Here is a 16,571-nt window from a genome sequence, read left to right as displayed (position 1 = left end):
GTGTCTGAACATTACGACCTTCTGGTCGTAGGCGGCGGCATCAATGGTGCGGGTATTACCCGTGATGCCGCCGGTCGCGGTCTGTCCGTCCTTCTGGTCGAACAGCGCGACCTTGCCTCGGCCACGTCTTCATCCTCGACCAAACTGATCCATGGCGGTTTGCGGTATCTTGAACATTACGAATTCCGGCTGGTGCGCGAAGCCTTGCAGGAACGCGAGGTTCTTCTGGCTGCCGCCCCGCATATCATCTGGCCGCTGACCTTCGTTCTGCCGCACCATAAAGGGCTTCGGCCCAAATGGATGCTGCGGGCCGGGTTGTTTCTTTATGACCATCTGGCAAAGCGCAAACGCCTGCCGGGGTCCCGTGCGCTATCCTTGAACGGCACGGCCGAAGGCAAACCGCTTCTGGACCAGTTCACCAGCGGCTTTTCCTATTCCGATTGCTGGGTTGATGATGCGCGGCTTGTGGTTTTAAACGCCCTTGATGCGCAGGCCCGCGGGGCAGTGATCAAAACCCGGACGCGCTGTGCCGCTCTTCTGCGCGTAACGGATGGCTGGACCGCGACACTGCAAGCCGAAGACGGCAAGGAAACCAGCGTTTCCGCACGGGCCGTGGTCAATGCCGCAGGCCCGTGGGTGACCGAAATGGTCGACCGTGCCGGGCTTGGCGACAAGGCCGCAGGGTTGCGGCTGGTCAAGGGCAGCCATTTCGTCGTGCCGCGCATTCACCCGCATGATCATTGCTATATCTTCCAGAACGGGGACGGCCGCATTGCCTTTGCCATCCCCTATCAGCAGGATTACACCCTGATCGGGACGACGGATGTGCCCTATGACGGCGATCCGGCCGAGGTGAAGATCAATGATGACGAAATCGATTACCTGCTTGATCTGGTCAATGGCTATCTGGCGACGCCATTAACGCGGGCCGATATCGTTTGGGATTATGCCGGTGTGCGGCCGCTTTATGACGACAAGAACAGCAACGCATCGGCGGTTACGCGCGATTACGTGTTTGATCTGGATACCGGGGACGGCGATGCACCGGCCATCCTGTCGATCTATGGCGGAAAGATCACCACCTATCGCCGGTTGGCCGAACATGCCCTGCAAAAGCTTTGCCCGGTTCTGGGCAATGATGCATCGGACTGGACCGCGACATCGGTTCTGCCGGGCGGGGATATGAGTGATGGCAATTTCGACCGGTTCTTGGCCGGTGTCAGAACAAAGTTGAACTGGCTGCCCGAACAGATCGCCCATCGCTGGGCGCGCTGTTATGGCACGCGCCTGTTTGATATTGCACCGGATGCCAAGGCAATTGGTGATCTGGGTCGGGAAGTTGCGCCCAACCTGTTTGAGGCGGAACTCCGTTTCCTGATGACGCACGAGTGGGCCCGGTCCGCCGAGGATGTTCTTTGGCGACGGACCAAGCTTGGCCTTGGCATGGAAGAAAGCGATATCAACGCGGTTCGGGACTGGTTTGCAAACAGCGCGGATCAACTTGCCGCACAGTAAGAAACCGGCAAGCGGTTACTTGCGCAGATCATCCCATTTGACGAATTCGTGGGCGATGAAATCTTCCATCATCGCCCGCCACATCCGTTCGGCCATGTCTTCGTCAAAGCCATCAATGCGGCACTGGGCACGGACCTTGGTGATCACGTCCTCGATCCGGTCTTCGTCACGCACGGCATCCCGGGTCGGTTTGATCCGCGCGGCCTGTTCGATATAGTTCAGCCGTTCCGCCATCAGCGCCACCAGAAGCCTGTCCACCCGGTCCACATTCGCACGTACATCGGACATGGTTTCGCAAGGGTTGGCTTTGGTCGTCATCACGGCAGAACTTTCATTATTCACGAAAAATGAAAAATGGCGGTGATTATTCACCGCCATTTCACAATGTCTAATAGGCATATTCCTTGAACAGCGGATCGACCGATCCGTTCCATTCGGTTTCATATTTATCGAGGAATTCCTCGGCCAGGGTACGGCCGCTTTCGGCAACGTCTTCGAGGCTGTCGAGGAAGTGGCTTTCATCGTCGCCATAGGCATCCATGCGACCGCGCGCCTTAAGCCCCTGTCTGGAGACAGCCAGTACATCCTTGGCAAGGTCCTGAACGGTGCCGTTCCTGAACTTCGTGGCAAGGGCGGTACGCGGCACATCGTCGCGAAGGGCTTCGCGTTCGGCATGGCTGAGATCCTTGACCAGATCCCATGCCGCATCCAGCGCCGCGTCATCATACAACAGACCAACCCACAGGGCCGGAAGCGCACAGATGCGTTTCCACGGGCCACCATCCGCACCGCGCATTTCAAGGAATTTCTTGAGACGCACTTCGGGGAAGGCTGTCGTCATGTGATCGGACCAGTCATTCATCGTCGGGCGTTCACCCGGCAGAACGTCAAGCTTTCCGGCCATGAAATCACGGAACGATTTGCCTGCGGCATTGATGTATTTACCGTCGCGATAAACGAAATACATCGGCACATCGAGCATGTAATCGACATAACGCTCGAACCCAAAACCGTCTTCGAACACGAAGGGCAGCATGCCGCAACGGTCCGGGTCGGTATCGGTCCAGACATGGGATCGTGAAGACAGATAGCCACTTGGTTTGCCATCCACGAACGGGGATGCGGCAAAAAGCGCGGTCGCAACCGGCTGAAGTGCCAGCGACGTTCTGAATTTCTTGATCATGTCGGCTTCGGAGGCGAAATCCAGATTGACCTGAATGGTCGAGGTGCGAAGCATCATGTCCAGACCAAGATTGCCAACCTTGGGCATATAGTCACGCATGATCGCGTAGCGGCCCTTGGGCATCCACGGGATATCCTTGCGTTCCCATTTCGGCTGATGGCCGACACCAAGCATTTCGATATCAAGATCACCGCAGATTTCGCGGATTTCATGAAGATGCTGATGCACTTCGCCACATGTCTGGTGGATGTTTTTAAGAGGCGCACCGGATAATTCGATCTGCCCGCCCGGTTCAAGCGAAACGGAACAGTTATCCTTGGTTAGCGCAATCACATTGCCGTTTTCAATGATCGGTTCCCAATCAAAGCGTTCGGCAAGCTGTGTCAGAAGGGTCTTTACCCCCCGTTCGCCGTCATACGGGATCGGGCGAAGATCGTTACGGGTAAAGGCGAATTTTTCGTGTTCTGTGCCGATGGCCCAGTCTTTTTTCGGTGTACATCCGGACTCGAACCATTCGACAAGCTGACGACGGCTTTCGATGACCGGGCTGTCGCCGGTGGAGGCGCTGACAGTCATAAGGGCTTCCCCTAATCTCTCGTGACCGGAGGTATCGACCAGTCGCCGATGCGATCCTGAAACACGGACAAAGCAGCAATTGCCGCAGTTTCGGCCCGCAAGATGCGCGGACCAAGGCTTACAGGCGTTGCAAAAGGCTGTTTGCGGATGCGTTCAATTTCGTCGGCGCTAAAGCCGCCTTCGGGTCCAATCACGATTGCATGGTTAACAACATTGTCGTTGTCGATAGCCGAGCTAGCGCCCTTTGCCAATAGCTGACTTAACACTTCACCAATTGGTGAGCCTGATCCTGTCTCGTCACAGAACAATAAATGCCGGTTTTCCGGCCAGTCCGCGAGCCAATCAAGCAATTTTACCGGCGGCACAATTTCAGGCACGCTGAGGCGTTCGCATTGTTCGGCGGCTTCGATCACCTGGGCCTGCAAACGATCAAGGCGAACCTTGTCGGTAATGCCGTGTGCGGTGACAATCGGTTGCAGGGTGCCAACCCCCATTTCGACCGACTTTTCGATCAGAAAATCAAGGCGCTGCTTTTTGATCGGGGCAAAAGCCAGGATCGGGCCGCGTTCGACAATCTGGTCACGCAATTGCCGTTCGGCGGTCACCGTGCCCTTCTTTTTGCGAAGGTGGTCGATGGTCGCCAGCCATTCGCCATCAAGACCATTAAATATCTTGATGGGCGTTCCGGGCTTGAGGCGCATCACATGTTCAAGGTAATGAGACTGTTCAGGTGCGAGTTCGATCTCGCATCCCGGCGTGATAGGATCGGAAACGAAAAGGCGTTGCCGGGCGCGGGTGGCGTCATCTGTCATATATGTCCCCAGGCCGGTTATGCGGCGAAGTTCAGTTTGTTAAAGAGTTACATAGGCCAATTATGTCACAGGTCAACCAACCGATACAGAACACGAAGAACGATATGCCGTCTGATGGCTGGATCGACCGGTTCGCGCCGTTGGCCAGTCGGCCGTATCTTAAGCTGGCACGACTTGACCGTCCGATTGGCACATGGCTTCTGCTTTTGCCTTGCTGGTGGTCAACCGCCATGGCAAGCGACGGCGCGCCCAGCCTGTTGATGATGGTTTATTTTGCCATTGGTGCATTGATCATGCGCGGGGCCGGTTGCGTGGTCAACGATCTGGCGGATCGCAATTTTGACGGCAAGGTCGAACGCACGGCAACCCGCCCGATCCCCAGCGGCCAGGTCAAGGTATGGCAGGCAATCGCGTTTCTGGGTCTTTTGCTTCTGATCGGGCTTGCGGTGCTGGTGCAATTCCGGATCGAGGCGATCATTGTCGGTATCTGTTCCCTGCCGCTTGTCATTACCTATCCGTTCATGAAGCGCATTACCTATTGGCCGCAGGCGGTTTTGGGGCTGACATTCAACTGGGGGGCGCTTGTCGGCTGGGCCGCTGTCACCGGCACCGTCGCACCGGCGGCGGTTGCGATGTATGTTGCAGGCTTCTTCTGGACGCTTGGTTACGACACCATTTATGCCCATCAGGACAAGGATGACGATATCAAGATCGGGGTAAAGTCACTGGCGCTTCGGCTTGGCGATGCAACCCCGCGATGGGCGATGGGGTTTTATACCGTAACCACCCTTTTGCTGGGTGTTTCGGGTGTGCTGGCCGGGTTGCACTGGATTTACTTCCCGCTTCTGGCACTGGCGTGTTTGCATCTGGCGTGGCAGGTTGCCACGGTCAAACTTGATGATTCCGCGAACTGCCTGAAACGGTTTAAATCAAACCGTGATTTCGGTTTGATGGTGCTGGCTGCCATCATCATTGCCAATCTGGTGGGAACCGGGCTTTAGTTTAGGCCCGCATACGGGCTGATCCATCCTTCATCTGCACCATTATCGAAAGACCGCCCATGATCGCACCGCTTGCCCTGATGATTGCCGGATTGATCCTTGCGGGTGTCGGGGCGCAATGGTTTGCATGGCGGGCCGGTATTCCGGCGATTGTGTTGCTGTCGATTGTCGGGCTGTTGCTGGGACCGGGAACCGATCTGATCGACCCGGTCAATGATTTTGGGCCCCTATTGCAACCGCTTGTGGCTGTGGCCGTTGCTGTGATCCTGTTTGAAGGCGGGCTTGCGCTTGATTTTCGGGAACTGACGCACAGTGTCAGCGGTGTGATCCGCCTGACCACCATTGCCCCGCTTGTGGCGTGGCTTCTGGGTGCGGGGGCGGCGCATTATCTGGCCGATCTTTCATGGCCGGTGGCGGCCCTGTTTGGCGGGATCATGATCGTGACCGGCCCGACGGTGATTGCACCGCTGTTGCGTCATGCCCGATTGTCCAAGCGCCCGGCGACGCTTCTGAAATGGGAAGGCATCGTGAATGACCCTATCGGGGCCCTGTTTGCGGTGCTGGCCTACGAAGTCATTGCCGCAAGCCAGCATGGCAACGGCTTTGGCGCGGCCGTTGGTCATCTGGCGATCAATATTCTTCTGGCCGTTCTGATCGGGCTGGCGTTTGGTTTGGGGACGGTTCAGATTTTCAGACGTGGCTGGATCCCCGAATTCCTGAAAGCCCCGCTTGTTCTTGGCGTGCTTCTGACCTGCTTTGCCGGGGCCAATGAAATTCAGGAAGAAAGCGGCTTGCTGGCCGTAACCGTGCTGGGCCTGACAATTGGCAATGCCCATTTGCTGGCGATTGATGAAATCCGCCGGTTCAAGGAAACCCTGACGGTTATTCTGGTTTCCAGCGTGTTCATCATCCTGACCGCGACACTTGAATGGTCGATGATTGCCGAACTGACATGGGGGCATGGGCTTTTTGTTCTGGCCATGCTGTTTGTCGTGCGGCCGGTTTCGGTGATCGGGTCGCTGGCCTTTTCAAGGGTGAGCTGGAAAGAACGGTTTCTGGTTGGCTGGATCGCGCCGCGCGGGATTGTGGCGGTCGCGGTTTCCGGCCTGTTCGGGACCGAACTTGTCGAACTTGGTTATGCCGACGGGGCACTTTTGATCCCGCTGGCCTTTGCGATGGTATTTTCGACCGTTGTGTTGCACGGCTTTTCCATCCGACCGATGGCGCGCCAGCTCGATCTGGCGGTCAAAGGACCGCCGGGTGTTCTGATTGTCGGTGCGCATCGCTGGACGATTGATTTCGCCAAGCGTCTGGTCGAGCTTGATATTCCGGTGGTGGTTGCCGACAGCCGCTGGCACAGCATGCGTCTGGCGCGCGAGGCCGGATTGCCAACCTATTACGGGGAAGTGCTTTCGGAAGTTTTCGAACATCACCTTGATACTTCATCGCTTGGCACGCTGATCGCGACCACGGACAACGATGCCTATAACACGCTGGTTTGTACTGATTTCGCGCCGGAATTTGGCCGCCGCGCCGTTTTTCAGACCGGCATGCACGGATCGCCCGAAGACCCGAAACGCCATAGCCAGACATTGGGCGGGTTGCCCCTGTTTTCCGAACCGATGACAACCGACGACATCCGGGAGGATTTCCGGCATGGTGCCGAAATCCGGCAAACCCGTCTGACCGACGAATTCGGCTGGGACGATTTCATTGACGTTCAGGGATGCGAACCACCGGTCATCGCCCTTGTCCGCGGGGCGCAGCTTCATATGGGGCCCGATATGCCAAAGGCAAAGCCGCGTGATATTTTGCTGTATCTTGGCCGCAATGCCCAGAACAGCCAGAAGCCTGACGAAAACCCGAAGGCGACTTCGCTTGCGCCCGAGGCACAAAGCAAGTAAGCCCCGGCAATCCGTTTCACCCCGATATGGGCCGATCATGACCGATAATGTTTTCGCCGATGCCTTGGTCCCCGAAGTCGACGATCCGCGGTTTGCCGATCTGATCGACACCTTTACCGTACCGGCACGGGTGCCATTAGCGCCCGAAATCGAAATGTATCTGGCCACCCATATCACGCCACTTTGGCAGGCGACCGAGGATATCCTTGGCGTGCTGGATATCCCGCCACCCTATTGGGCGTTTGCGTGGCCGGGCGGACAGGCGATTACGCGATATATCCTTGATCATTCGGAATTGGTGCGCGGCAAAAAGGTTCTGGATTTTGCGTGCGGCGGCGGCATGCAGGCGATTGCGTGTGTCATGGCCGGTGCGGACAGCATTCTGGCAAACGACATTGATCCGGTGGCGATTACGGCAACCCGCCTGAACGCCGAACGCAATGGTGTTAGGTTTGAAACAACCACCGAAAACTTTGTCGGCACGCAATCGGCAACCCGTCGCTGGGATGTGATTTTTGCCGGTGATGTCTGCTATCAGCAGGATATGGCCAATGCGGTATTGCAATGGCTGATGGGCGAGGCACGGCTTGGCACCCGGGTCATTCTTGCCGATCCGGGCCGGACATATGCCCCGACGCATAATATCGACGAACTTGAAACCTATGACGTGCCAGTCGATGTCGCGGTCGAGGATGTCGACACCAAATTCACCCGTATCTGGCAGCTTTTGCCAGATCGCGATAAATAGCCCGTCCTCGTCAGGCACGAAGTACCAAATATGAAAACGCGCGCAAGACATCCTTGCGCGCGTTTTCTGTTTCTCAATCGGTTCCGGTTCGAAGCCCGGTTCAGCCTTCAACGACGCGATAACGGCAATTGCAGTTATCAACGTGCTGCCATGCCAGTTTCGACCATGCCTTTTCGGCATCCTTGAAGGTCGCAAACGGGCCGTGGCGTTCTTCTTCGCCGCCGACCGGCTTTTCGAAATCGGTGGTTTCGTATTCGCCACCGACAACCCAGTATTCTTCAAGGCGTTCGATGCGGTAACGCGAATTGGCGTCGTCAACCGACTGCCAGGCCATTTTGGACCATTCTTTTTCCGCGTCTTCGAAGCTGCCAAACGGACCGACTTTGGTTTCTTCGCCGATCGGCTTGTCAAAACCGGTATCCTGATAGGTGCCCCCGATAACCCAGTACTTGGCCATCTGTGCGTCCTTCATGCTTTGGTGAATGTCGACAGGCCGTGCAGGGTGGTGCTGCGCAACCCGGTTTCCTGCCCTTGTATAACCAAATCCGTCTGCGACCGACACCACCAATTTGGTCAATATTGCCATTCAGTCGACGCATGGACGACCAGAAGGCGACAATTTTCCTTTTTATTCTGACGGTTCGCTCTGCCGGATCGCCGCTTTGGACGGCAGATATCCCAAATGATTTGGTGGGCACAAAGAGCAAAAGGAAAACAAAATGAACATAACACATATCAAGCGTGCCGGTCTTGCTGGCGTTATTTCGATCACCGCGGCCCTGTCTGCCTGCGGCACACCATCGGCGACCCCGGATATTGATGTTCAAAGTGACGACATGGAAGAAGCCAGTGCAACGGTTGTTGCGTCGGGATACAGCCTGTTAACCGGTACCGCATTGGTCAATACGATCAATGATCAGACCTTTTCCTATCGTGACGAGGGCAAGGAAACCAATGTGAATGTCACCTATTTCCAGAATGGCAAGGCATCGATCACCTGGATTGACGAGGATGGTGATCGCGGCATGCGCGAAAAACTCTGGACCATCGAACAGGGGCAATATCTGTGTCTTTGGGGACGGGATGAAGAAGACGATTGCATGTCGGTCCTGACCAAGGCGGGCCAGTTGGCAACCATCGATAATGATGGAAACGTCGCCTATTACACCAATCGCTCGTCGTAATTTTCCTGTCTGGCATCTGCTCTCTTCACCCCCGATAAGGGAGTGGATGCTGGACATCGCGCCTGCACCGTATTAATTCGTGAAACATCAGATTTATTGTTGGCCCGGTTTGCCGCTGGCCCCGCTATTGCCAGCTCAGACCGACCGACTTCACAGATTGTGGTGCCCATGCCCTATCAATCCCTTCGCGATTTCATCGACGCGCTTGAAAAGACAGACCGTCTGGTCCGGGTGAGCGAACCGGTCTCGCCCTATCTTGAGATGACGGAAATCCAGACGCGCCTTCTGGCCGAAGGTGGCCCGGCGGTCCTGTTTGAAAATGTCATTGGCGAAGATGGCCAGAAATATGACATCCCGGTTCTTGTGAACCTTTTTGGCACCGTGGACCGCGTGGCGGCCGGCATGAACCGCAAGCCCGAAGAATTGCGCGAAGTCGGTGAAACGCTGGCGTTTCTCAAACAGCCCGAACCACCGGGAAGCCTCAGGGAAGCATTTTCAATGCTGCCGCTGGCCAAGACCGTGATGGCGATGAAGCCCAAAACGGTTTCCAAGGCCCCCTGTCAGGAAATCGTTCTTCAGGGCGATGACATCGACCTTTCGAAACTGCCGATCCAGTCCTGCTGGCCGGGGGAGCCGGCCCCGCTGATCACGTGGCCGCTGGTGGTGACGCAGGGCCCCACCGCCAATGAAAAAGGCGGCGACAAGCGCGATGTGTTCAATCTTGGCATCTATCGCATGCAGGTTCTGGGAAAGAACAAGGCGATCATGCGCTGGCTGAAACATCGTGGCGGGGCGCAGCATCATGCGCGCTGGAAAAAGGAAAAGCGCGATCCGTTGCCCGCCGCAATCGTGCTGGGTGCCGATCCGGGTACGATCCTTGCCGCCGTGACCCCGGTTCCCGATACGCTTTCGGAATATCAGTTTGCCGGATTGCTGCGCGGTGAGAAAGTCGAGCTGGTGGAGTGCAAAACCGTTCCGCTGAAAGTCCCGGCGACCGCCGAGATCATTCTGGAAGGTTATGTGTCGCTGGATGAATACGCGCCCGAAGGGCCGTATGGCGACCATACCGGTTATTATAATTCGGTCGAGGAATTCCCGGTCTTTAACATCACCGCCATCACCATGCGCAAAAAGCCGATCTATCTGTCGACCTTTACCGGTCGCCCGCCAGATGAGCCGTCGGTGCTTGGCGAAGCATTGAACGATGTTTTCGTGCCGCTATTGCAGCAGCAATTCCCGGAAATCGTTGATTTCTGGCTACCGCCCGAAGGCTGTTCGTATCGCATCGCGGTCGTGTCGATGAAAAAAGCCTATCCGGGGCATGCCAAGCGCGTGATGATGGGGGTGTGGTCGTTCCTGCGGCAATTCATGTATACGAAATTCGTCATTGTGGTGGATGACGATATTGATGTGCGCGACTGGAAAGACGTGATGTGGGCGATTTCGACCCGCATGGACCCGGTGCGCGACATCACCACCGTGACCGAAACACCGATCGACTATCTTGATTTCGCATCGCCCGAAAGCGGCCTTGGCGGCAAGCTTGGCCTTGACGCCACCAACAAGCTGCCCCCCGAAACCCATCGGGAATGGGGCGAAAAGATTTTCATGGAAGACGAGATTATCGACCGGGTTGATGCCAAATGGGATCGATACGGATTGCCGGGATCGGGCAAGAAAATCTGGCGGGATTAAATTCCCTGAAACACCATGTCCAGTGCGTCGGTGAGGACGAATTTTTCAGAAAACTCACCGACCACCTCTCCGAGTTCGGCGACCGTTACTGTCGCAATGAACTGTGGAAGCAAAACCCATCGGGTGTCGCCAATCATAATGACCGGGTTCAAACGCCCAATTGGTTTTGGTATTTCCGAATGCGGACGAAGCGGCACAACCACACGCGTGTTCATATCGGCAAGAAGATCGGCCTGCACATCCACAACATATCCGTTGGCAAGCTTATGGATATCATAACGTGCCATCAGAATTTTCGATGCGATGCCAGTGGAATACCGTGCGTTTCAACATAGTCATTGCTGGCCTGTATCGCCGCACTGTTTTCCTTTTTCCAGATTTCGGCCTGTCGTTTTAAGACGGCGTCTCTCAGTCCGGCCTCGGCACTGCGTGAAATATTGATTCCAAGCTGCTTTGCCGTTTCCAGAAGTTCGGAATCAAGACTGACATTGGTTGCCTTGCGGGTATGTTTGTTCGTAACAGCGCCCATAATTCCGCCCATAATTCATCTGCATCATATATGCGCATTATATCACGCATAGTCTCTTGCCTCAATTCCGGAAGAACATCCAGTGTTCGCCGCTTTCGCCCGGCTTTTCCGACCAGAAGAATTGCGGCGCGTCGCACATGAAATCATCGACCCGCACGGCGATATTGCAAAGGTCGCCATCACCGATCACATCGCGGATATATTCAGGGTCGTTGACCTGCCAGCTCATGACCGGCGGGGCGGTTTTATCGTCGATGCAAAGGGCGTATTGTTCTGATTGCGCAAACGGGATCTGTTTGAATTCGGAATGCAATTGACCATTGTGCCTGGTAAGCATCAGGACATCGAAAAACGGTCCTTCCGGATTGTCACGATCCACCCAGCCGACGATCTGGTCATTGACATCGTCACAGGTAAAATCCCCGACCAGAACCTGATGACGGTTTTGCGCGGCATATTGCCCGGCCTGAATGCGCATTTCGCGGTAAAGATCATTGGCGGTGACTGGTGCTGCCACCGTATCGTTTGGTGCCGCGGTTTTGGCTTCTTGCGCATCAGCTTGCAATATCGTCAGGGAAGTGCCCAGAAGCAGTGTTGCCACAAACAGGTTTCGCACGTGTGTTTCCCGTCATTCTCTTGCAGGTTTCCGGTTCGTCCCGGTTCGGATTTCAGGCCATAATAGCAACTTGCGAAGAAAAAATGACCAAAGATCGGCTTTCGCCAAATGGTTCATTCAAATGTGCGTCAGACGGTATCTGGTTGGGTCTTTCAGGCGACTGCCTTTTCTTGCCCTTTGCGAAAAGCGATCAGCCTGCCTATAACCATAGGAAACCACATTCCGACCAAAGGGAGCTTCCATGCCCAAAACCGATATGACACTCGATCGCATCACCGACCTGCTGGCGCGCGCAAAAAAGGCGGGTGCCGACGATGCGGATGCCGTTTATGTCGAAGGCACGTCACTTTCGGTATCGCAGCGACTGGGCAAGATGGAAAAGCTTGAACGATCCGAGGGGGCCGATCTTGGCCTGCGTGTTCTGATCGGCAAGCAGCAGGCGGTTGTGTCGTCATCGGATACCAGCGAAAGCGCGTTGAACGAACTGGTCGAGCGCGCCGTCGCCATGGCGAAAAACGCCCCCGAAGACCCGTTCTGTGGCATTGCCGATCCCTCCGAACTGGCCGAAACATTTGATGTCGAGGCGCTTGAGCTTTGCGAGCCGGGCGAAGTCAGCCAGGAAAAACTGATGGCATGGGCGACCACCTGTGAAGAGGCTGCACGGTCGGTTGAAGGTATCACCAATTCCGAGGGCGCGGATGCCGGTTGGGGCACCCACCAGATCACGCTTGCCGCGACCAACGGCTTTGCCAATTCCTATGCCGGCAGCGGCAGCCACATTTCCGTATCGGTCCTTGCCGGAACCGGCACCGGCATGGAACGCGATTATGATTATGACAGTGCGGTGTTTTCGACCGATCTGCGCGATCCGGTCGAGATTGGCCTGAAGGCGGCGGAAAAGACCCTGAAACGGTTGAACCCGCGCAAGGTGAAAAGCACGCAGGTGCCGGTGATTTATGATCCGCGTGTTTCGGCATCCCTCGTCGGCCATCTGGCCGGTGCGATCAACGGATCGGGTATTGCGCGCGGCACCAGCTTCCTTCTGGATGCCATGGGCAAGGAAATCTTTGCGCCGGGGATCAACATTATTGATAACCCGCACCGCAAACGTGGCCTGCGGTCCAAACCGTTTGACGCCGAAGGCGTCGCCAACGAGAAACGCCATCTGATTGAAAATGGCGTTCTGAAAACCTGGATCATGGATTTGCGGTCCGCCCGCCAGCTTGGCCTGAAATCGACCGGCAACGCATCGCGCGGGGCCGGAAGCCTGCCGGGACCATCCACCACCAACCTTTACATGGAACCGGGCACCATTTCGCCCGCCGACATGATCAAGGATATCAAGCAGGGCCTTTATATCACCGAAATGATCGGCAGCAGTGTCAACGGCGTGACCGGCGATTATTCGCGCGGGGCATCGGGCTTCTGGATCGAGAATGGCGAGCTGGCCTATCCGGTTTCCGAAATCACGGTTGCCGGAAACCTGAAGGACATGTTCAAAACGGCCGTTCCGGCCAATGACCTGACCTTCAAATACGGCACGAATGCCCCGACGATCCGGATTGATGGCATGACGCTGGCCGGGCAATAAGCCGACTTTTTATCTGGATGTGATTTGTAACAGGGGTGCGTTTTGCGCATCCCTGTTTTCATTTTGGCGGCCATTGCATTGGTCGGCATAGGCTTGAGGCACCATAACCCGCACCGGATAAGGTGACAGGCTGATTTCACACGGCAGTTTACCGGCACTTTCGCCGTCAATCTGCAAGGGTGCGGGGCCGCAATGACTGGTGATGGTCAGACGTTCGGTCTGCACGACCGACACGTCGGTTTGCGCATGCAAACGGTTCAGGGTCAAAGCAATCCCGTAGCGTGCCAGCGCCATAAAGCCGCTGCCGGGCATCAGCACGACATCAAGGCTGTTATCGGTCAGTTTGGCATCGGGGGAAATAACAAACGCCCCGCCATAATGTTTGGCATGGGTCGCAACCACACCGGCAACGCGATATTGTTCGCGCCCGATATTAACTTCGAAATCGCGGTGATGCGGAAAGATAATATTGCGCAAACCTTCGATCACATAGGCACCCTTGCCGATCAGTCTTTTAAGTTTTAGCGACACATTTGCGACCGTATCGGCATCCGCCCCCATGCCGACCATCAAAAAGAATGCCCGGCCATTGACCAGACCGGGCCGCACCCAAACCTGGGCCGGATTGTTGATATAATCGGCAATCGCCTGTGCGCGGATTTCAAGCCCGACCTCGACCGCCAGAACATTGGCCGTTCCCAGCGGAATGATGCCAAGCGGCGGGACTTCGTGGCCTTCGATCTGGGCATCAAGCAGGCCGTTGAGGGCCTCGTTCAGTGATCCATCGCCACCGGCAACAAACAGCCGTTGATGGGCACGCACCTTGCGCGCCAGTTCGCGGGCATGACCGGGATGGGTTGTCTGTAACAATTCAACCTTTACACCGGCTTTTTGCAAAATGCTTGAAAGGAAACGTTGTTTATTCCCGCCAGCGCGCGGATTGAAGATAACAGTCACCCCGGAATGGGTCATTGCGAAAAACTTCCGTAATAAAAATGAAACATTACTTTCGCGTTCTCTTTATAGAAAATGAAACATGTAACAGTATATTGACAGAACCGATAAATTTATATGAACGGGTTATATATTCGCGCGATTTGTTTTAAAACATTACTGGTTGGGGACACTATTCGGCATGTAAAACCGTCGAATTCCAGCCATCCTTTTGGCAGGATACGGAGGAGCGGCAATGACAGCGATGACGCTGCAACCGCATTACCGCACGGTCTGGATTTCAGACGTCCATCTCGGAACACGTGGATGTCAGGCAGATCTTCTTTTGGATTTCCTCAATGAAGTAACGGCAGATACCTATTATCTGGTTGGCGATATCATTGACGGCTGGCGGCTTAAGAAAAGCTGGTACTGGCCCGAAAGCCACCATGCCGTGATCACCACAATCATGGACAAGGCCAAAAATGGTGCGAAGGTCATCTTTGTGCCCGGCAACCATGATGAATTCGCCCGCGAGTTTGTCGACATGACCTTCGGGCATGTCGAAGTCAAGATGAACGACATTCACGAGACGGCGGATGGCAGAAAGCTTCTGATCATTCATGGCGACGAGTTTGATGGTGTCGTCAAATATGCCAAGTGGCTCGCCTATCTTGGGGATACGGCCTACAACCTCGCGATTGTCCTGAACCGTTACTACAACGGCATTCGCCGCCGATTGGGTTACGGATACTGGTCGCTGTCGGCCTATCTTAAAAACCGGGTCAAGAACGCGGTCCAGTTCGTCTGCAATTTCGAAAATGCCGTCGCGCACGAAGCCGCCAAACGCAAGGTGGATGGCGTGGTTTGCGGCCATATCCATCACGCCGAAAAGCGGATGATTGGCGATGTGCTGTATTGCAATGACGGCGACTGGGTCGAAAGCTGCACCGCGCTTGTCGAAGACAAGACCGGAAAACTTGAACTGCTTTACTGGGCGGATATGCGCCAGATGGCGATGACACATTCCCAACCCGGCCGCGATGCTGCCAGTGCGCCGTCCCTTGGACTTGGCAAGCTGATGTCGCTGTTCCGGATTGCCGGGGAAAGTACCCGCACCGCGTCCCGCAGTTCCAAAAAGAACAGCGGCACGCCGATTGGAAAGACCGCATGAGAATATTGATCGTATCCGATGCCTGGTACCCCCAGGTAAATGGAGTAGTGCGCACCCTTGAAACCGTGCGCAACGAACTGGGCGAGATGGGGCACGATGTCCATATCATCTCGCCCGATCAATTCCGGACGATCCCCTGCCCTACCTATCCGGAAATCAGACTGGCTCTGTTTGCCAAACGCAAGCTTGCCCGGATGATTGATGCCCTGCAGCCGGTTGCCATCCATATCGCAACCGAAGGCCCGCTGGGTCAGGCGGCACGCGCTTATTGCCTGAAACGCGAACTGCCGTTTTCATCGGCCTATCACACCCGGTTCCCGGAATATCTGCATGCGCGGACGCGCCTGCCGCTTTCGATTTCCTATCGCGGGATGCGGCGGTTCCATAACAAATCACAATCGGTCATGGTGGCCACGGAATCGCTTCGCGAAGAACTGGCGGATCGCGGCTTTAACAAGCTGAATATCTGGTCACGCGGTGTTGACCTTAACCTGTTCAAACCACGACCGGATGCAAGTTTCGGGGATTTCCCCAAACCGCACTGGCTGTTTGTTGGCCGGGTGGCGGTTGAAAAGAATATCGGACATTTCCTTGATCTTGACCTGCCGGGGACAAAGTTTGTTGTCGGTGACGGGCCGCAACTGACGGAACTGAAATCGAAATATCCGAATGCGCAGTTCCTTGGCAAAAAAATCGGCGAGGAATTGGCAATTGCCTTTGCGTCAGCCGATGTTTTTGTCTTCCCGAGCAAAACCGATACCTTCGGCCTTGTTATTCTTGAGGCCCTGGCATCGGGAACCCCGGTTGCGGTATTCCCGGTTCAGGGACCGGCCGATATCGTGCGCGGAACAAAAGCAGGCGCCATTGACGCCGACCTTCGCGAAGCCGCCATGGCAGCCCTTGAGCTTGACGGTAAAGACGCCCGTGCATTGGCGGAACAATATAGCTGGCGCAATTCAGCCAGTCAGTTCCTGCACAATCTGGCACCGTTTTCGGGCGGGTTTGACGGGGCTGCGGCAAAACGTCTGACGGTTGAAGACATCACCGAGGTGAAAGCATCGGTGGAACCGGCAATCGCCATGCCCGTGGAACAACCGGCGCAGTAATCTG

The 16,571-nt window shown here is 55.7% G+C and carries 17 protein-coding genes; 9 read left to right on the top strand and 8 right to left on the bottom strand.

Annotation, left to right across the window (positions count from 1 at the left end):
* The gene (glpD, locus tag TH3_RS03215; protein WP_007091202.1) at positions 1–1,515 is read left to right on the top strand and encodes a glycerol-3-phosphate dehydrogenase; all 1,515 of its coding nucleotides are present in this window, start codon (positions 1–3) and stop codon (positions 1,513–1,515) included.
* A gap of 15 nt (positions 1,516–1,530) precedes the next feature.
* On the opposite strand, the gene TH3_RS03210 is transcribed toward glpD, so the two are convergent.
* The 3 genes from TH3_RS03210 to TH3_RS03200 all read right to left on the bottom strand — a co-directional run bounded on the left by TH3_RS03210 (position 1,531) and on the right by TH3_RS03200 (position 4,086).
* Positions 1,531–1,833, bottom strand: coding sequence for a chorismate mutase (locus TH3_RS03210; RefSeq protein WP_037991166.1), 303 nt, complete (start codon positions 1,831–1,833; stop codon positions 1,531–1,533).
* A gap of 70 nt (positions 1,834–1,903) precedes the next feature.
* Complete coding sequence (locus TH3_RS03205) at positions 1,904–3,274, bottom strand: glutamate--cysteine ligase (RefSeq protein ID WP_007091204.1); 1,371 nt, start codon at positions 3,272–3,274, stop codon at positions 1,904–1,906.
* An 11-nt stretch (positions 3,275–3,285) separates the two neighbouring features.
* A complete protein-coding gene (locus TH3_RS03200) occupies positions 3,286–4,086 on the bottom strand; it encodes a 16S rRNA (uracil(1498)-N(3))-methyltransferase (protein WP_007091205.1) in 801 nt (266 codons plus the stop codon).
* A gap of 62 nt (positions 4,087–4,148) precedes the next feature.
* On the opposite strand from TH3_RS03200, the gene ubiA reads away from it, so the two are divergent.
* Genes ubiA through TH3_RS03185 form a run of 3 tightly spaced genes read left to right on the top strand, consistent with a single transcriptional unit; the run spans position 4,149 to position 7,739 of the window.
* Positions 4,149–5,087 (top strand): 4-hydroxybenzoate octaprenyltransferase, encoded by a 939-nt coding sequence (ubiA, locus tag TH3_RS03195; protein ID WP_007091206.1) that lies wholly within the window; start codon positions 4,149–4,151, stop codon positions 5,085–5,087.
* Positions 5,088–5,146: 59 nt separating this feature from the next.
* A complete protein-coding gene (locus tag TH3_RS03190) occupies positions 5,147–6,991 on the top strand; it encodes a cation:proton antiporter (RefSeq protein ID WP_007091207.1) in 1,845 nt (614 codons plus the stop codon).
* 37 nt (positions 6,992–7,028) lie between these two features.
* A complete protein-coding gene (locus TH3_RS03185) occupies positions 7,029–7,739 on the top strand; it encodes a class I SAM-dependent methyltransferase (protein WP_007091208.1) in 711 nt (236 codons plus the stop codon).
* A gap of 100 nt (positions 7,740–7,839) precedes the next feature.
* On the opposite strand, the gene TH3_RS03180 is transcribed toward TH3_RS03185, so the two are convergent.
* Positions 7,840–8,196: a DUF4170 domain-containing protein gene (locus TH3_RS03180; protein WP_007091209.1), complete on the bottom strand. Its 357-nt coding sequence runs from the start codon at positions 8,194–8,196 to the stop codon at positions 7,840–7,842.
* Between the two features lie 262 nt (positions 8,197–8,458).
* Between TH3_RS03180 and TH3_RS03175 the strand changes: the two genes are divergently transcribed.
* Together TH3_RS03175 and TH3_RS03170 are read left to right on the top strand one after the other, a co-directional pair.
* Entirely contained in the window at positions 8,459–8,923 is a 465-nt protein-coding gene (locus tag TH3_RS03175; RefSeq protein ID WP_007091210.1) for a hypothetical protein, read from the top strand.
* A gap of 168 nt (positions 8,924–9,091) precedes the next feature.
* Complete coding sequence (locus TH3_RS03170; RefSeq protein WP_007091211.1) at positions 9,092–10,618, top strand: UbiD family decarboxylase; 1,527 nt, start codon at positions 9,092–9,094, stop codon at positions 10,616–10,618.
* Here TH3_RS03170 and TH3_RS03165 read toward each other — a convergent pair.
* From TH3_RS03165 to TH3_RS03155, 3 genes are all read right to left on the bottom strand, one after another.
* Positions 10,615–10,905 (bottom strand): CcdB family protein, encoded by a 291-nt coding sequence (locus TH3_RS03165; RefSeq protein WP_007091212.1) that lies wholly within the window; start codon positions 10,903–10,905, stop codon positions 10,615–10,617. The genes TH3_RS03170 and TH3_RS03165 overlap by 4 nt on opposite strands.
* Positions 10,905–11,147 (bottom strand): type II toxin-antitoxin system CcdA family antitoxin, encoded by a 243-nt coding sequence (locus tag TH3_RS03160; protein WP_007091213.1) that lies wholly within the window; start codon positions 11,145–11,147, stop codon positions 10,905–10,907. Before TH3_RS03160 ends, TH3_RS03165 begins: the two co-directional genes overlap by 1 nt.
* A gap of 61 nt (positions 11,148–11,208) precedes the next feature.
* Positions 11,209–11,763: a hypothetical protein gene (locus TH3_RS03155; RefSeq protein WP_007091214.1), complete on the bottom strand. Its 555-nt coding sequence runs from the start codon at positions 11,761–11,763 to the stop codon at positions 11,209–11,211.
* A gap of 241 nt (positions 11,764–12,004) precedes the next feature.
* Here TH3_RS03155 and TH3_RS03150 point away from each other — a divergent pair, with 241 nt between their 5' ends.
* Entirely contained in the window at positions 12,005–13,354 is a 1,350-nt protein-coding gene (locus TH3_RS03150; RefSeq protein ID WP_007091215.1) for a TldD/PmbA family protein, read from the top strand.
* 9 nt (positions 13,355–13,363) lie between these two features.
* Here the strand turns inward: TH3_RS03150 and TH3_RS03145 are convergent, their stop codons facing one another.
* On the bottom strand, positions 13,364–14,326 hold the full coding sequence (locus TH3_RS03145; RefSeq protein WP_007091216.1) for a diacylglycerol/lipid kinase family protein: 963 nt from the start codon (positions 14,324–14,326) through the stop codon (positions 13,364–13,366).
* A gap of 217 nt (positions 14,327–14,543) precedes the next feature.
* On the opposite strand from TH3_RS03145, the gene TH3_RS03140 reads away from it, so the two are divergent.
* Positions 14,544–15,461 carry a UDP-2,3-diacylglucosamine diphosphatase gene (locus TH3_RS03140; protein ID WP_007091217.1) on the top strand — a complete coding sequence of 306 codons (918 nt, stop codon included), beginning with the start codon at positions 14,544–14,546 and terminating at the stop codon, positions 15,459–15,461.
* The gene (locus tag TH3_RS03135; protein ID WP_052268346.1) at positions 15,458–16,567 is read left to right on the top strand and encodes a glycosyltransferase family 4 protein; all 1,110 of its coding nucleotides are present in this window, start codon (positions 15,458–15,460) and stop codon (positions 16,565–16,567) included. Before TH3_RS03140 ends, TH3_RS03135 begins: the two co-directional genes overlap by 4 nt.
* The last annotated feature ends 4 nt before the right edge of the window (positions 16,568–16,571 follow it).

The sequence above is a fragment of the Thalassospira xiamenensis M-5 = DSM 17429 genome, assembly GCF_000300235.2.
GTDB classification, from domain to species: Bacteria; Pseudomonadota; Alphaproteobacteria; order Rhodospirillales; family Thalassospiraceae; genus Thalassospira; species Thalassospira xiamenensis.
The sequence above is the reverse complement of the archived record's forward strand: the minus strand, read 5'-3'. Positions and strand labels throughout refer to the sequence as shown.

What these genes read in the sequence shown, in the direction of transcription:
- TH3_RS03145 (WP_007091216.1), bottom strand. Translation starts at nt 14,326, where the DNA reads ATGACCCATTCCGGGGTGACTGTTATCTTCAATCCGCGCGCTGGCGGG.
- TH3_RS03140 (WP_007091217.1), top strand. Translation starts at nt 14,544, where the DNA reads ATGACAGCGATGACGCTGCAACCGCATTACCGCACGGTCTGGATTTCA.
- TH3_RS03170 (WP_007091211.1), top strand. Translation starts at nt 9,092, where the DNA reads ATGCCCTATCAATCCCTTCGCGATTTCATCGACGCGCTTGAAAAGACA.
- TH3_RS03165 (WP_007091212.1), bottom strand. Translation starts at nt 10,905, where the DNA reads ATGGCACGTTATGATATCCATAAGCTTGCCAACGGATATGTTGTGGAT.
- TH3_RS03185 (WP_007091208.1), top strand. Translation starts at nt 7,029, where the DNA reads ATGACCGATAATGTTTTCGCCGATGCCTTGGTCCCCGAAGTCGACGAT.
- ubiA (WP_007091206.1), top strand. Translation starts at nt 4,149, where the DNA reads ATGTCACAGGTCAACCAACCGATACAGAACACGAAGAACGATATGCCG.
- TH3_RS03190 (WP_007091207.1), top strand. Translation starts at nt 5,147, where the DNA reads ATGATCGCACCGCTTGCCCTGATGATTGCCGGATTGATCCTTGCGGGT.
- TH3_RS03210 (WP_037991166.1), bottom strand. Translation starts at nt 1,833, where the DNA reads ATGACGACCAAAGCCAACCCTTGCGAAACCATGTCCGATGTACGTGCG.
- TH3_RS03135 (WP_052268346.1), top strand. Translation starts at nt 15,458, where the DNA reads ATGAGAATATTGATCGTATCCGATGCCTGGTACCCCCAGGTAAATGGA.
- TH3_RS03150 (WP_007091215.1), top strand. Translation starts at nt 12,005, where the DNA reads ATGCCCAAAACCGATATGACACTCGATCGCATCACCGACCTGCTGGCG.
- TH3_RS03180 (WP_007091209.1), bottom strand. Translation starts at nt 8,196, where the DNA reads ATGGCCAAGTACTGGGTTATCGGGGGCACCTATCAGGATACCGGTTTT.
- TH3_RS03200 (WP_007091205.1), bottom strand. Translation starts at nt 4,086, where the DNA reads ATGACAGATGACGCCACCCGCGCCCGGCAACGCCTTTTCGTTTCCGAT.
- TH3_RS03160 (WP_007091213.1), bottom strand. Translation starts at nt 11,147, where the DNA reads ATGGGCGCTGTTACGAACAAACATACCCGCAAGGCAACCAATGTCAGT.
- TH3_RS03205 (WP_007091204.1), bottom strand. Translation starts at nt 3,274, where the DNA reads ATGACTGTCAGCGCCTCCACCGGCGACAGCCCGGTCATCGAAAGCCGT.
- TH3_RS03175 (WP_007091210.1), top strand. Translation starts at nt 8,459, where the DNA reads ATGAACATAACACATATCAAGCGTGCCGGTCTTGCTGGCGTTATTTCG.